Raw genomic sequence first — 14,169 nt, 5'->3', positions numbered from 1 at the left:
CCGTGCAGATAAAGCGTCTCAAGCTTTCGGGCTTCAAGAGCTTCGTCGAGCCCGCCGAACTGCGCATCGAGCCTGGCCTCACCGGCGTCGTCGGCCCCAATGGCTGCGGCAAGTCCAACGTGCTCGAGGCGATCCGCTGGGTGATGGGCGAATCCTCGCCCAAATCGATGCGCGGCGCGGGCATGGAGGACGTGATCTTCGCCGGCACCGCCTCGCGCCCGGCGCGCGACTTCGCCGAAGTCTCCCTGCTCGTCGAACGCGCGGTCGAGGACGTCCCCGGCGACACCCAGGTCGCAAAAGAGGGCGAGGTCGAGGTCACCCGCCGGATCGAGCGCGGCGCCGGCTCGGCCTATCGGGTCAACGGCCGCGATGTCCGCGCCAAGGACGTTTCCTTGCTCTTCGCCGACGCCGCCACCGGCGCTCATTCGCCGGCCTTGGTGAGCCAGGGCCGGATCAGCGCGATCATCTCGGCCAAGCCGACCGAGCGGCGGATGATGCTGGAGGAAGCGGCGGGCATTGCCGGCCTCCACGTCCGCCGCAAGGATGCCGAGCAGAAATTGCGCGCCGCCGAAGCCAATCTCACGCGCCTGGACGAGATGCTCGGCGATATGGAGCAGCGGGCGGCGGCGCTGCGCAGGCAGGCCAAGGCCGCCGAGCGCTACCGCAAGCTGACCGACCAGATCCGGGTCGCCGAGGGGCGGCTGATCTTCGCGCGTTGGCGCGAAGCGGCGACCGCGGCCGATGCGGCCAAAAAAGAAGCCGAACTGGCCGTCGCCGCGGTCGAGAGAGCGGCCGAGGCACAGCGCGCCGCCGCCGCGTACCAGGCCGACGCCGTCAAGGACCTCGCCGACAAGCGCGCTTCGGCGCAGGCGGCGCGGGACAATGCCACGTCGCTCGGCCACCGGCTGGCGGCGATGCGCGCCGAGCGCGACACGCTCGACCGCCGCATCCGCGACCTGGAGACGCGCCGCACGACCTTGGCCGCCGATACCGCACGCGAGGCTGCGCTCGCCGATGACGCCAAGGCTGCGCTCGCGCGGCTGGAGGAGGAAGGCGCCGCCATCGCCCGCCGCATTGCCGAGGCGGAAGCGAGCCGCGGCACGATCGATATCCGCACGGTCGAGCGCGAGGATGCCGCGCGGACGGCGGAAGCGGCGCTCGGCAAGGCCCGGGCCGAGCAGGCGGGGGAGCAGGCCGAGGCGCGCGTCGCCCAGTCCGCGCTCGAAGCGGCGCGCACCAAGCTGGCGCGGGCCGAGGCCGAAATGGCGCGGCTCCAGGAACAGATGGCCGAGCTTGGCGACGAAGCGCCGCTGGTCGAGGCCAAGCGCGCGGCGCGGGACAAGCGCGAGCGCGCCGAGGCGGCGCTGGCCGAGGCGGGCGAAGCCGTCGGCGCGGCCGAAGCGAAACGCGAAGCGGCGGCGGCGGCGCGGGATACGGCCGAGAGCCGGGGCGCGGCGGCGCGCGCCACCCTGTCGGCGCTGGAATCCGAGGCGAAGGCGCTGCGCAAGGCGGTCGAGAGCCAGAGCGGCGACCGCGCGATCAATCATATCAAGGCCGAGCCCGGCTTCGAGCGCGCGCTCGCGGCGGCGCTCGGCGACGACCTCGACGCCGCGCTCGAAGGCGAGGGCGCGCGCCGCTGGACGGGCGCGGAGGCCGCTAGCTCCGATCCGGCGCTGCCCGGGGGCACGAGTCACTTGGCCGACCATGTCGCCGCGCCGGCCGCGCTGCACCGCCGCCTGGCCCAGGTCGCGGTGGTCGAGGCGGACGAGGGGCAGGCGCTCGCGGTCGGCCAGCGGCTCGTCACCCGCGATGGCCGGCTCCGCCGCTGGGACGGGTTCGTCGCCACCGGTCTCGGCGCGGCTGCGGCCGAACGGCTGATCCGGGTCAACCGCCTCGCCGAGCTCGACGAGGCGATGCCCGCGGCGGCGGCGGCGGTCGAGCAGGCGCAGGCTGCGATCGAGGCGGCGCAGGGCGAGATGCAGGCCGCGCGCGTCGCCGCAGAAGCCGGGCGCAAGGCCGAGGCGCAGGCCAGTGAAGCGATCCGCGAGGCGGGACGCGAGGAAGATGGTGCAAACGTCGCGATCGAGCGCCTCGACATCCGCCGCACCGGCCTCGCCGAGCGGATGGCGCAGGCCGATGCCGATCTGGGCGATGCCCGCGACGCATTCGCGAGCGCGGAGAAAATGGCCGCCGCTCTGCCCGACGCCGCCGCCACCGAGGCGCGGGTCGCAGCGCTCCGCGCGCAGGCCGAGACAGCGCAGCAGGCGCTCGCCGAAGTCCGCGCCGAAGCTGCCACTCACGCCCGCACGATCAGCGCTGACCGCCAGCGCGCCGACGCGGCGCAGCGCGAGCAGGAGGATTGGCGGGTGCGCGCCGCCGAGGCCGCCAAGCGCCAGGCCGACATGTCCCGTCGCATCGCAGAGGCGGAGGAGGAGGCCGCGCGGCTCGCCGACGCGCCGGCCGCGATCGCCGCCCAATTGGGCAAGCTCGAAGGGGAGTCGACCGAAGCGGCCGAGGCCGCGGCTGCCGCCGCCGCTTATGAGCGCGCCGCCGAAGAGGCCTTGCGCGCGACCGAGAAGAAGCTGGCCGATGCCGGCGAAGCCCTGTCGATCGCCCGCGAAGCCCGTGCCGGCGCCATCGCCCGCCACGAGAACCAGGAAAGCCGGCGGATCGAGATGGGACGCATCTCGGGCGAACGCTTCGAGTGCCCGCCGCCGTTGCTGCCGCAGCGCCTTGACTTCGACGAGGAGAGTGTCGTCGAGGCCAGCGCGGAATCGGCGAACCTCGAGCGGCTGACGCAGGACCGCGAGCGGATCGGACCGGTCAACCTCGTCGCCGAGAAGGAGCTGTCGGAGCTCGAGGAGGGCCGCACCCATTCGCAGTCCGAGCGCGAGGAGCTCGGGCTCGCGATCAACCGCCTGCGCGGTTCGATCGGCAGCCTCAACCGCGAGGGCCGCGCCCGGCTGCTGGCCGCGTTCGAAGCGGTCGACCGCCATTTCCGCAGCCTGTTCACGACCCTGTTCAACGGCGGCCAGGCCCATCTCGAACTGATCGAATCGGACGATCCGCTGGAGGCGGGCCTCGAGATCATGGCCCAGCCGCCGGGCAAGAAATTGTCGGCGCTGACCCTGCTTTCGGGCGGCGAGCAGGCGCTGACCGCTGTGGCGCTGATCTTCGCCCTGTTCCTCACCAACCCGGCGCCGATCTGCGTGCTCGACGAGGTCGACGCGCCGCTCGACGACGCCAATATCGAGCGCTTCTGCGACCTGCTCGACCGCATGACGGCCGAGACCGACACGCGCTATTTGATCGTCACCCACAATGCGGTGACGATGAGCCGCATGCACCGCCTGTTCGGGGTGACGATGGTCGAGCACGGCATCAGCCGGCTGGTCAGCGTCGACCTCGGCAGCGCCGAGCGGTTGCTCGCCGCCGAGTAGCGATTCTCTCTTCTAATTCGGTCCTGAATAGTTCCCACGCCAGTGTGGGCGGCGATGCGCTGCGTTTTCCTTTGCCTGTTCAAGTACATGCGACAGAATTGCGATCCTGGAATGATTGCTATTGAGAATAAGTCGCAATAGCTCTAGACCCCCCCCACGCAGAATGCACAATCTCAAGGGGTCTTCATGTCCATTCGTCCGGTTTCCATCGCAGCGCTCGCCTGCGCCCTCGCCACGCCCGCTTTCGGTGCGGAGGGCCCCGACGATTATGCGATGGTCGACCAGATCGTCGTCACCGGCCAGCGCCTCCAATATGGCGTCGAGCAGACGCGGACCGCGACCAAGACCGACACCGACATCAAGGACATCCCGCAGTCGCTGTCGGTCGTGACCGAGGCCCAGATCGAGGACCAGGCGCTGCGTTCGATCGCCGACATCCTGACCTATGTCCCGGGCGCGATGGCCGGCACCGGCGAGAGCAATCGCGACCAGATCACCCTGCGCGGCAACAATACGACCGCCGATTTCTTCGTCGACGGAATCCGCGACGACGCCCAATATTTCCGCGACCTCTACAATGCCGACCGGATCGAGGTGTTGCGCGGCCCGAACGCGATGATCTTCGGCCGCGGTGGCGGCGGCGGCGTCGTCAACCGCGTCACCAAGCGCGCCAGCCTCGAGCCTTATCGCGAGTTCGCGATCTCCGGAGACAGCGAGGGCGGCTACCGCCTCACCGGCGACGTCGACCAGCCGCTCGGCTCCAATGTCGGGCTGCGCGTCAACGGCGTCTATGAGAATGGCGAGAGCTTCCGCCGCCACGTCGATCTCGAGCGCTACGCGATCAACCCGACGGTCGGCGTTGAGCTGGGCTCCGACACGCGCATCGACCTCTCCTACGAATATCTGCACGACCGCCGCACCGCCGATCGCGGCGTGCCCGCTTTTGGCAGCCGGCCGCTGGAGGGCTTTGACCGCGTCTTCTTCGGCAATCCGGACCTCAGCTTCTCGGACGCCGACGTGCATCTCGCCACCTTCGCGATCGAGCATCGCCTCGGCGAGAACGTGACGCTGCGCAACAGGACCCAATATGGCCATTACGACAAATTCTATCAGAACGTCTTCCCGAGCGACCTGATCGAAGCGACCGAGCGCGTCCGCCTCGGCGCCTACAACCAGCGCAGCGATCGCGACAATCTGTTCAGCCAGACCGACCTCGTCGTCGAAGGCCTCGGCGGCCTCGACCACACTTTGCTGGTCGGGTTCGAATATGGCCGCCAGAAGTCGCGCAACCAGCGCCGGACCGGCAGCTTCCCCGGCTCGAACGAAGTCCCGCTCGCCGATCCCACCACCGACGTCGTGCCGGTCTTCGCGTCCGGAGCCTCCGACGCCAACAACCGCACGCGCGCCAACGTCCTCGCCTTCTATGCCCAGGACCAGCTGCGGATCTCGCCGATGTTCGAGATCGTCGCCGGCCTGCGTTACGACCGCTTCGAACTCGACGTGCACGATCTGCGCGGCGCAGGCACCCGGTTCGAGCGCGTCGACAATCTGCTCTCGCCGCGGCTCGGCCTGATCGTCAAGCCGAGCGACAATCTGTCGCTCTACGCCAGCTACAGCCGCTCCTATCTGCCCTCGTCGGGCGACCAGTTCAGCGCGCTCACCAGCGAAACCGCGGAATTGAAGCCCGAGAAGTTCGATAATTACGAGGTCGGCGCCAAGTGGGAGCCGATCGACGGCCTGCTCGCGACGATCGCCTTCTACCAGCTCGACCGCACCAACACCCGCGCGGTCGATCCAGTGACCCTGCTTACCGTCCTCACCGGCGCCCAGCGCAGCCGCGGCATCGAGGTCGGCGTGGAGCGCAACATCACCAACAAGTGGCAGATCTCGGCCGGCTACGCGCACCAGAAGGCCGAGATCACCCGCACGACTGCCGCCGCGCCGGAGGGCCGCGAAGTGCCGCTCGTCCCGCGCCACCAATTCTCGCTGTGGAACCGCTACGACTTCACCCCGGCCTTCGGCCTCGGCCTCGGCGTCGTCGCGCGCACCAAATCCTATTCGTCGATCAGCAACGCGGTAACGCTGCCCGGCTACACCCGCGTCGACGCGGCGCTCTTCTACCAGCTGGCCGACGGCATCGAGGCCCAGCTCAACGTCGAGAACCTGTTCGGCCGCGACTATTTCGCGACCGCGCACAGCGACAACAATATCGCCCCGGGGGCTCCCACCACCGCCAGGGCGACACTGCGCTTCACCTTCTAGGACCGCGCTCCACTGTCATTGCGAGCGGCTGCGCTCGCAATGACAGATAAGGAGGTTACTCCAGCTCGAAGCTGACCGAGAGGGTGGTGGACAGCGCCTGCTCGCCGGGCACGATCTTGGTCGAGGCGTCCTGGGCGGCCTCCATGCGCATCACCGGCATGGGATAGGGCGGGGCCATCGATCCGCTCTCGCTGACCGAGAGGATCCTTTTCACCCTTTTGCCCAGCGCCTGCGCATAGGTTTCGGCGCGGGCGCGGGCGTTGGTGAGCGCCTTCTGCCGCGCCTCGTCGAGCGCCTGCTCGGGCTTGTCGATGGTGAGCATCGGTCCGTTGATCTGATTAGCGCCCTGCGCGACCAAAGCGTCGAGGATGGCGCCGGTCTCCTTGATGTCGCGGAACTTGATCGTCACCTCGTTGCTCGCGCGGTAGCCGGTGAGGATCGGCGGTTGATTCTCCTGGTAGCGATATTCCGGGTTGAGGTTGATCGAGCTCGTCTGGATGTCGCGCTCGGCCACGCCCGCGCGGCGCAGCGCCGCGACCACCCGGCTCATCCGCTCGGCATTCTGGGCGATCGCCGCGGTCGCGGTCGGCGCCAGCGTCACCACGCCGGCGTTAATGCGGGCGATGTCGGGGACGCGCGAGACTTCGCCGGTCGCGACGATGTCGAGCCTCGTGCCGGAGATCGTCTGGACCGGGACTACTCCCTGTGCGGCCGCAGCGGCGGGAAGGCTGAGGGCCAGCAGCGAAGCCAGCGCGATTGATCGGATCATTTCTTGGTCTCCATTTGAGATATATGCCGTTCTAACGCCGGCTTGGCTGGACGGTTGCTGAACGTTACGGCGCCGTTTGCCTATTCATCTTGAGGTAATGGCGTCCGGGTAGGGATTGGTATAAGGGGCGCTGCGCCCCACGGGGCCGGACCAGTGGATCCAGTGAATATAGAGCTTGAGGCGAGTGCCTTATTCGGCTAATACAGTCGCAGCGGCAACAGCCGGCCCAGCGGTGTGGGGACAATGAAGACAATGAATTTTGAAACGGCCAAATGGGGACGCGGGGCGCTCGAGGGCGAGGTCGTCGACGAAGAGATCCTGCGCGCGCGCCGCAAGCGCCGCAACATCATCCTGGCCGCGCTGGCGGCAGTGCTGATCGCCGGCGTGGCGATCGTCATGCTGATGGGCGGCGGCGACAAGGCCGCTCCGGCCGCCGCCGGCAAGGCGCCCGAATCGGTGCCCGCAGTCAGCGTCATCGTTCCCGGCCGCCACCAGGTCGCCACCACGATCTCGGCCAACGGCACGCTTGCCGCCCGTCGCGACATGCCGGTCGGCGTTTCCGGCGAGGGCGGCATGGTCTCGCGCGTGCTCGTCGAGCCCGGCCAGTGGGTCGGCGCGGGGCAGACGCTGGCCGTCATCGAGCGCTCGGTCCAGGCGCAGGAGGCGCAGCAACTCGCCGCCAGCATCGAAGTGGCCCGCGCCGACGCCCGGCTCGCCCAGCAGGAACTGGACCGCGCCCAGGCGCTGGTATCGCGCGGCTTCGTCTCCAAGGCCGACGTCGAGCGGCGGGTTGCGACCCGCGATGCCGCCAATGCTCGTGTCCGCGTCGCCCAGGCCCAGCTCGGCCAGACCCGCGCCCGCATCGGACGGCTCGACGTCCGCGCTCCGGCCGCCGGTCTCGTCCTCGACCGCATGGTCGAACCCGGCCAGGTGGTGAGCGCCGGTTCGGGCGCGCTGTTCCGCATCGCGATGGGCGGCGAGATGGAGCTGAAGGCGCGCCTGTCGCAGGAGGATCTCGCCCGCATCCGCATCGGCGTGCCGGCGACGGTGACCCCGGTCGGCTCGAGCCGGACCTTCACTGGCAAGGTGTGGCAGGTCTCGCCGGTGATCGATCCGGTCAACCGCCAGGGCGAGGCGCGGATCGCGCTCGCTTACGATCCGCTGCTGCGGCCCGGCGGCTTCGCCGGCGCCGATCTGGTCGCTGGCCAGGTCGACGCGCCGATGCTTCCGGAATCGGCGGTGCAGAGCGATTCCAAGGGCAATTTCGTCTACGTGATCGACGGCAACAACAAGGTCGTGCGCAGGGACGTGAAGGTGGGTCAGGTGGCCGATGCCGGCGTGCCCGTCATCGCCGGACTTGCCGGCAACGAGCGTATCGTCCAGTCGGCCGCCGCCTTCCTCAACCCGGGCGACAAGGTGCGCCCGGTACGCGCGGCAGCCCGCTGAGATCGATGCCGGCGTCGTCGCCCTCGACGCGCCGCCGGACGTGAGAACGACAGGACTGACAGGGCAGAAATATGAGCTTTCGTAACATCTCGGCCTGGGCGATCCGCAACCCGGTGGCCCCTCTCGTCCTGTTCTTCGCGCTGACGCTGGCGGGGCTGATCAGCTTCATGCGGATGGATGTGAACAACAATCCGGACGTGAGCTTCCCGGCGGTCACCGTCTCGGTGACACAGCCCGGCGCGGCGCCGGCCGAGCTCGAGACGCAAGTCACGCAGCGGGTGGAAGCGGCGGTGCGCTCGATCAGCGGCGTCGACGAGATCACCTCGGTGGCGCGCGAAGGGCAGAGCTTTACGATCGTCCAGTTCGACATCGGCACGCCCGTGGACCGCGCCGTCAACGACGTCCGCAACGCGGTGGACCAGGTGCGCAGCTCGCTGCCCGAGGGCATCCTGGAGCCGCAGGTCACGCGCATGGACATTGACGGTGGCCCGATCGCCTATTTCAGCGCCGAAGCCACCGACATGACGCTCGAGCAGCTGAGCTGGTATGTCGACAACACGGTCGCCAAGCGCCTGCTGGGCATCGAGGGCATGGCCGCGGTGCAGCGCGGCGGCGGCGTCAGCCGCGAGATTCGCATCCTGCTCGATCCGGCCAAGCTGCAGTCGCAGGGCCTCACGGCGGTCCAGGTCAATCAGCAGCTGCGACAGGTGAACCTCAACGCCGCCGGCGGCCGCGCCGAGATCGCAGGCTCCGAGCAGTCGGTGCGCGTGCTCGGCAACGCCCAGGACGCTTTCGCGCTTGGCCAGACGCAGATTGCGGTGCCGGGCGGCCGGACGGTGAAGCTCGCGGACATCGCCGACGTGCGCGACACCTATGCCGAACAGCGCAATCTCTCGATGATGAACGGACGGCAGGTGACCAGCTTCTCGATGGCCAAGGCCAAGGGCGCATCCGACGTCACCGTCTATGACGACGCGATGAAGGAGATCGCGGCGCTCGAGAAGGAGAATCCCAAGGTCAAGTTCAAGCAGCTCTACACCAGCGTCGATTATACCAAGGAGCAGTATCACTCGGCGATGGTCGCGATGATCGAGGGCGCGGTGCTCGCCGTCCTCGTCGTCTTCCTGTTCCTGCGCGACTGGCGCGCGACGATCATCTCGGCGCTTGCCATTCCGCTGTCGGCGATCCCGGCCTTCTGGTTCATGGACATGCTGGGCTTCACGCTGAACGGCATCTCCCTGCTCGCGCTCAGCCTCGTCGCGGGCGTGCTGGTCGACGACGCGATCGTGGAGATCGAGAATATCGTCCGCCACATGCGCATGGGCAAATCGGCCTATCAGGCGTCGATCGACGCAGCCGACGAGATCGGCCTCGCCGTGCTCGCAACCACCATGTCGATCGTGGCGGTGTTCCTGCCGGTGGCGCTGATGCCGGGCATTTCCGGCCAGTTCTTCATCCAGTTCGGCATGACCGTCGTGATCGCGGTGCTGCTGAGCCTCGCCGTCGCGCGCCTCATCACCCCGCTAGTCGCCGCTTATTTCCTGAAGGCCCGCGGCCAGGCCAGCCATGGCGAAGGCTGGCTGATGGACCGCTACATGAACATCCTCGTCTGGTCGGTTAAGCATCGCTGGAAGACGGTGCTGATCGGCGGCGGCGGCGCCTTCGTCGCCACCATCTTCGCATTCGCGACGCTGCCGATGACGTTCCAGCCGACGATGAACACCGATTACAGCCAGGTGAAGATCGAGATGGTGCCGGGCACGACCGTCGAGCAGACGCGTCACACGACCGAGAAGGTCGCCCGCATTCTGTCGGAAGACACCGCGGTCGTGAACGACGCTTTCGCGGACATCAACCCGACCGAGGCGACCATTTACCTGACGCTCAAGAAGGATCGTCCGGTCTCGAGCGTAGAGTGGGAGCGCACGACCGCGCCCAAGTTCGAGCAGATCGCCGACGCGCGCGTGAACTTCCAGTCGCAGTCGGGCGGCGGCTTCGGCCGCGACATCATCATCATGTTCGGCAGCGACGATCCCGTCCTGCTCGAGAAGACCGCCAACCAGCTCACCACCGAGATGGCCGGCCTTCCCGAGTTGCGCGCCCCGCGCGTGGTGGGTGACATGCAGCGGCCCGAAATCATCATCAAGCCGCACATGAACCTCGCGGCCGACCTGGGGGTCACCACCGCCGCGCTCAGCCAGACGATCCGCATCGCGACGATGGGCGACATCGACCAGAATAGCGCCAAATTCTCGCTGTCCGATCGCCAGATCCCGATCCGGGTGTCGCTGACCGAGGCTTCGCGCCGCAACCTCGCGACGATCCAGAACCTGCCGGTTCCGACCGCGAACGGCGGTTCGGTGCCGCTGAAGGTGATCGCCGACGTCGAATTCGGCGCCGGGCCGACCCAGATCCGCCGCTACAACCAGATCCGCCGCATCGTCGTCGGCGCCGATCTCGCACCCGGGCTCGTGACCAGCGACGCGATGGCCAAGATCAACGCCCTCCCGACGATGACGAATCTGCCGCAGGGCGTGCGCAAGCTCAACATTGGCGACAGCAAGTTCCAGGCGGAAATGCTGACCAACTTCGCCGTTGCCGTCGTCTCGGGCGTGCTGCTCGTGTTCGCGGTGCTGGTGCTGCTCTACAAGAGGATCATGCCGCCCTTCGTGAACATGGGCTCGCTGCTCCTCGCCCCGCTCGGCGGCGCGCTGGCGCTGCACCTCACCGGCAATCCGATCTCGATGCCGGTCTTCATCGGCCTGCTGATGCTGCTCGGCATCGTCGCAAAGAACTCGATCCTGCTGATCGATTTCGCGCTGGAGGAGATGGACAAGGGCGTGCCCCAGATCGAGGCGATCATCGATGCCGGCCACAAGCGCGCCCAGCCGATCGTCATGACGACGGTGGCGATGGTGGCGGGCATGGTGCCGACCGCGATCTCGCTGACCGGCGACGGGGCGTGGCGCGCGCCGATGGGCATCACCGTGATCGGCGGCCTCATCCTGTCGACCCTGCTCACCCTGGTGATCGTGCCCGCCGGCTTCAGCCTCGCCGACAGCTTCGAGAAGTGGCTGGGCCCGAAATTCGGCCGCTTGCTCACCTATCGCGGGCCGCAGGACCATGGGCCGCAACCGGCCGAGCAGCCGGCGGAGTGAACTAATTCGGGTTTCCGGCTATTGAGGCAGGGATGACCCTGCTCGAACGAACCGGCCTGACCCGATTCAACCCCGCGCAGGGCGGCGTGCGCGGGATGCGCATCATGGCCACCGGCATGCTGGTGGCCATGGCTGCCGTCTTCCTGATCTCGAACCGGTTCGACGAAGCCTATCCCTGGCTGGGCTTCGTCAAGGCGTTCGCCGAGGCGGCGATGGTCGGTGGCCTCGCCGACTGGTTCGCGGTTACCGCCTTGTTCCGCCACCCGCTCGGCCTGCCGATCCCGCACACGGCGATCATCCCGCGCAACAAGGACCGGATCGGCGACACGCTCGCCTTGTTCCTGCGCGACAATTTCCTCACCCCCTCGGTGGTCGCGCGGCGGATGCGCGGGCTCGACGTCGCCGGCGCGATCGGCCGTTTCCTCACCGATCCGCCCGGCGAGGGCCGCCTGCGCCAGGGCGCGTCCGGCCTGATGGCCAACATCCTCGAGGCGCTCGACCAGGAACGGCTGGGCGGGATGGTGAAAAGCGCGGTCGCCAACCGGATCCGCTCGGTCGAAGTCTCGCCCCTGCTCGGCCAGACGCTCGATTCGGCGATCAACGAGGACCGGCACGTGCCGATCCTCGACGGCATCATCACCTGGGCCGGCCGCACGCTCGATGCCAACGAGGACATGATCCGCGGCATGGTCCACGACCGCGCGAACTGGCTGGTGCGCTTCGCCGGGCTCGACGAGAAGCTGGCCGACGGCATTATCGACGGCATGCGCCGGCTCACGATCGCCATGGCGACCGATACCCAGCACCCGCTCCGGCTGAAGGCGGAGGAGGCGCTGGCGATGCTCGCCTGGGACCTTCAATATGACGATGCGATGCGCGACAAGGTCGAGCAGGCCAAGAACGAGATCGTCGCCAACAAGGCGGTGACCGACTGGATCGAAGGGCTGTGGGAGAAGACGCGGGCGGGCCTCCTTAAGGCGGCGCGCGATCCCGACGCGACCATGGCCGGCAAATTCGGCGAGGCGATCCGCGCTTTGGGCGAGACGCTGCAGCAGGACGAAAGGCTGAAGGCGACGATCAACCAGTTTGCGCGCCGGGCGCTGGTCGGCGCGGTCGCGGCCTACGGCACCGGCATCGTCACCTTGGTCTCCGACACGATCCGCGGCTGGGACGCGCGCACCGTCACCGACCGCCTCGAAAGCGCGGTCGGCCGCGACCTGCAATATATCCGGATCAACGGCACCTTGGTCGGCGGCCTCGTCGGCCTGCTGATCCACACGGTGGAAGTGGTGTCGTGATGATCGAGACCGAGCGGCTGCGCCTGCGGCCCCAGCAGATCGACGATTTCGAGCAGCTGCACGCACTCACGGCGGGCGAGGAGATGCACCGGTTCCTGGGCGGCAGGTCCAGCATCGAGGACGCTTACCGGCGGCTGCTCGCGGCGATCGGCGGCTGGACCGTGTTCGGCTTCGACCGCTTCGTGGTGCTCGAGCGTGACGGCGGCGCCCTCGTCGGCACGTGCGGAATCTTTCGCCAGGTTCGCGGGCTGGGCGAGGATTTCGACGGCCATCCCGAGGCCGGCTGGATCATCCGTTCGGAGCGGTGGGGCCGCGGCTATGCGAGCGAGGCGATGCGCGCGACGATCGACTGGTTCGAGCGGACGCACGGGCGCTGCCGCACGGTCTGCATGATCAGCCCCGACAATGCCGCCTCGGCGCGGATCGCCGACAAGCTCGGCTACCGCCTGATGCGCGCCGCCGAACATAAAGGCGACCCCGTCAATCTCTATGCGCGCGACGCCTAGCCGTCGGAGACGCGCTCGATGTCGGCGCCGACGCCCTGCAATTTCTCCTCGAGCCGCTCATAGCCGCGGTCGAGATGGTAGATGCGGCTGACCTGGGTTTCGCCCTCGGCAGCGAGGCCGGCGAGGATCAGGCTCATCGAGGCGCGCAGATCGGTGGCCATCACCGGCGCGCCGTGCAGCGTCTTGACGCCGCGCACGACGGCCGAGCGGCCGCGCACCTCAATGTCCGCGCCCATGCGGTGCAGCTCGGGCACGTGCATATAGCGATTCTCGAAGATCGTCTCGGTGAGCAGGCTGGTGCCCTGGGCGAGCGTCAGCATCGCCATGAACTGCGCCTGCATGTCGGTCGGGAAGGCGGGATAGGGCGCGGTCGAGATGGTGAGCGGCTTGATCCCGTCATTGGCGGTGACGCGGACGCCGTCCTTGGTGTCCTCGACTGTGATGCCGGCATCCTGCAGCCCCGACAGGATCGACGGCATCGTCTCCTTGCGCGCGCCGACCAGCTCGAGCGAACCGCCGGTGATCGCCGCCGCGCAGGCATAAGAGCCCGCCTCGATCCGGTCCGGCATGACGGCGTAGGTCGCCCCGTGCAGCTCGCTCACACCCTGGATGGTCAGCGTGTCGGTGCGCAGACCTTCGATCTTCGCGCCCATCGCGATCAGGCATTTGGCGAGGTCGGTGATTTCGGGCTCGCGCGCGGCATTCTCGATCACGGTCTCGCCGTTGGCGAGCACCGCCGCCATCAGCGCATTCTCGGTCGCGCCGACCGAGACCACCGGGAACTGGATACGGCCGCCGATGAGGCCGCCCTTGGGCGCGGTCGCCTTCACATAGCCTGCGGCAAGCTCGATCTCCGCGCCGAGCGCTTCCAGCGCCTTCAGATGGAGGTCGATCGGGCGGTTGCCGATCGCGCAGCCGCCGGGCAGCGACACGGTCGCCTCGCCGGCGCGCGCGAGCATCGGCCCGAGCACGAGGATCGAGGCGCGCATCTTGCGGACGATGTCATAGGGCGCGACCGTAGAGGTGATCGTGCCCGCGCGCATCGTCATCACCCGGCCGAAATCCTCGGGTCGCGAACCTTCGACCGTGGTCGATACGCCCATCTGGTTGAGCAGGTGGCCAAAGCTGTCGACGTCGGCGAGGCGCGGCAGGTTCCTGAGCGTCAGCGGCTCGTCGGTGAGCAATGCGCAGGGGAGGAGAGTGAGTGCGGCGTTCTTGGCGCCGGAGATGGCGATGCGGCCTTCGAGGCGCTTGCCGCCCTTGATGATGATGCGATCCATGGTCGGCTTC

At 68.3% G+C, this 14,169-nt stretch carries 8 protein-coding genes; 6 read left to right on the top strand and 2 right to left on the bottom strand.

Annotated elements, in window-relative coordinates:
• Nucleotides 1-2: 2 nt before the first annotated feature.
• Nucleotides 3-3,440, top strand: coding sequence for a chromosome segregation protein SMC (gene smc / locus SH591_RS06585; protein WP_324751042.1), 3,438 nt, complete (start codon nt 3-5; stop codon nt 3,438-3,440).
• A gap of 186 nt (nt 3,441-3,626) precedes the next feature.
• Nucleotides 3,627-5,702, top strand: coding sequence for a TonB-dependent receptor (locus SH591_RS06580; protein ID WP_324751041.1), 2,076 nt, complete (start codon nt 3,627-3,629; stop codon nt 5,700-5,702).
• Nucleotides 5,703-5,757: 55 nt separating this feature from the next.
• On the opposite strand, the gene SH591_RS06575 is transcribed toward SH591_RS06580, so the two are convergent.
• A complete protein-coding gene (locus SH591_RS06575) occupies nt 5,758-6,471 on the bottom strand; it encodes an SIMPL domain-containing protein (protein ID WP_324751040.1) in 714 nt (237 codons plus the stop codon).
• Nucleotides 6,472-6,723: 252 nt separating this feature from the next.
• On the opposite strand from SH591_RS06575, the gene SH591_RS06570 reads away from it, so the two are divergent.
• The 4 genes from SH591_RS06570 to SH591_RS06555 all read left to right on the top strand — a co-directional run bounded on the left by SH591_RS06570 (nt 6,724) and on the right by SH591_RS06555 (nt 12,879).
• Nucleotides 6,724-7,917 (top strand): efflux RND transporter periplasmic adaptor subunit, encoded by a 1,194-nt coding sequence (locus tag SH591_RS06570; RefSeq protein WP_324751039.1) that lies wholly within the window; start codon nt 6,724-6,726, stop codon nt 7,915-7,917.
• A 71-nt stretch (nt 7,918-7,988) separates the two neighbouring features.
• On the top strand, nt 7,989-11,075 hold the full coding sequence (locus SH591_RS06565; RefSeq protein ID WP_324751038.1) for an efflux RND transporter permease subunit: 3,087 nt from the start codon (nt 7,989-7,991) through the stop codon (nt 11,073-11,075).
• 32 nt (nt 11,076-11,107) lie between these two features.
• The gene (locus SH591_RS06560) at nt 11,108-12,373 is read left to right on the top strand and encodes a DUF445 domain-containing protein (RefSeq protein ID WP_324751037.1); all 1,266 of its coding nucleotides are present in this window, start codon (nt 11,108-11,110) and stop codon (nt 12,371-12,373) included.
• Nucleotides 12,373-12,879 carry a GNAT family N-acetyltransferase gene (locus tag SH591_RS06555; protein ID WP_324751339.1) on the top strand — a complete coding sequence of 169 codons (507 nt, stop codon included), beginning with the start codon at nt 12,373-12,375 and terminating at the stop codon, nt 12,877-12,879. The genes SH591_RS06560 and SH591_RS06555 overlap by 1 nt, the downstream gene beginning before the upstream one ends.
• On the opposite strand, the gene murA is transcribed toward SH591_RS06555, so the two are convergent.
• Nucleotides 12,876-14,159, bottom strand: coding sequence for a UDP-N-acetylglucosamine 1-carboxyvinyltransferase (murA, locus tag SH591_RS06550; RefSeq protein ID WP_324751036.1), 1,284 nt, complete (start codon nt 14,157-14,159; stop codon nt 12,876-12,878). The genes SH591_RS06555 and murA overlap by 4 nt on opposite strands.
• Nucleotides 14,160-14,169: the final 10 nt, after the last annotated feature.

It is taken from the genome of Sphingomonas sp. LY54 (assembly GCF_035594035.1).
Taxonomy (GTDB): domain Bacteria; phylum Pseudomonadota; class Alphaproteobacteria; order Sphingomonadales; family Sphingomonadaceae; genus Allosphingosinicella.
Note: the sequence above shows the minus strand (reverse complement) of the source record. Positions and strands in the feature narration are given on the sequence as shown.

Bases quoted from the DNA above. Each gene is read 5' to 3' on its own strand.
- SH591_RS06580 (WP_324751041.1), top strand. From the start codon at position 3,627: ATGTCCATTCGTCCGGTTTCCATCGCAGCGCTCGCCTGCGCCCTCGCC.
- SH591_RS06575 (WP_324751040.1), bottom strand. From the start codon at position 6,471: ATGATCCGATCAATCGCGCTGGCTTCGCTGCTGGCCCTCAGCCTTCCC.
- SH591_RS06570 (WP_324751039.1), top strand. From the start codon at position 6,724: ATGAATTTTGAAACGGCCAAATGGGGACGCGGGGCGCTCGAGGGCGAG.
- SH591_RS06565 (WP_324751038.1), top strand. From the start codon at position 7,989: ATGAGCTTTCGTAACATCTCGGCCTGGGCGATCCGCAACCCGGTGGCC.
- SH591_RS06560 (WP_324751037.1), top strand. From the start codon at position 11,108: ATGACCCTGCTCGAACGAACCGGCCTGACCCGATTCAACCCCGCGCAG.
- SH591_RS06555 (WP_324751339.1), top strand. From the start codon at position 12,373: ATGATCGAGACCGAGCGGCTGCGCCTGCGGCCCCAGCAGATCGACGAT.
- murA (WP_324751036.1), bottom strand. From the start codon at position 14,159: ATGGATCGCATCATCATCAAGGGCGGCAAGCGCCTCGAAGGCCGCATC.